At 47.4% G+C, this 498-nt stretch carries 1 protein-coding gene; it reads left to right on the top strand.

Going from position 1 to position 498, the window contains the following annotated elements; all coding sequences use genetic code 11:
• The coding region (locus AB4512_RS23085; RefSeq protein WP_372175852.1) for an ammonia-forming cytochrome c nitrite reductase subunit c552 at positions 1 to 498 on the top strand (498 nt) is incomplete at both ends.

The raw sequence follows: 498 nt of genomic DNA, 5'->3' as shown, positions 1-498 counted from the left end.
ATAGAAGATGCACTAAAAGAAGATCCCAACATGGTCATCATGTGGGCTGGATACGGCTTCGCAAAAGATTACAACAAGGCACGTGGTCACTTTTATGCGATTGACGATGTACGACAAACGCTTCGTACTGGCGGCCCAACGGACGAAAGCTCAGGCCCAATGCCAATGGCATGTTGGAGCTGTAAGAGCCCAGACGTAGCACGTGTTATTGAAGAACGTGGCGAAGATGGTTACTTCGAAGGTAAGTGGGCGCGTCTTGGCAACGAGATCATTAACCCTATCGGCTGTTCAGACTGTCACGATACCAAAAGCGAAGGCTTTAAAAATGGTGAACCAGCACTTAAGGTGACTCGTCCTTACGTTGAACGTGCATTTGAAACGATTGGTAAAAAGTTTGATGAACAAAGCCGTTTAGACCAACAAGCTTCTGTTTGTGCTCAGTGCCACGTGGAATACTACTTCACAGGGCCAACCAAAGGTGTGAAATTCCCTTGGGAC

The sequence above is a fragment of the Vibrio sp. 10N.222.52.B7 genome, from assembly GCF_041474275.1.
In the GTDB taxonomy this organism is placed as follows: Bacteria; Pseudomonadota; Gammaproteobacteria; order Enterobacterales; family Vibrionaceae; genus Vibrio; species Vibrio crassostreae_C.
Note: the sequence above shows the minus strand (reverse complement) of the source record. Positions and strands in the feature narration are given on the sequence as shown.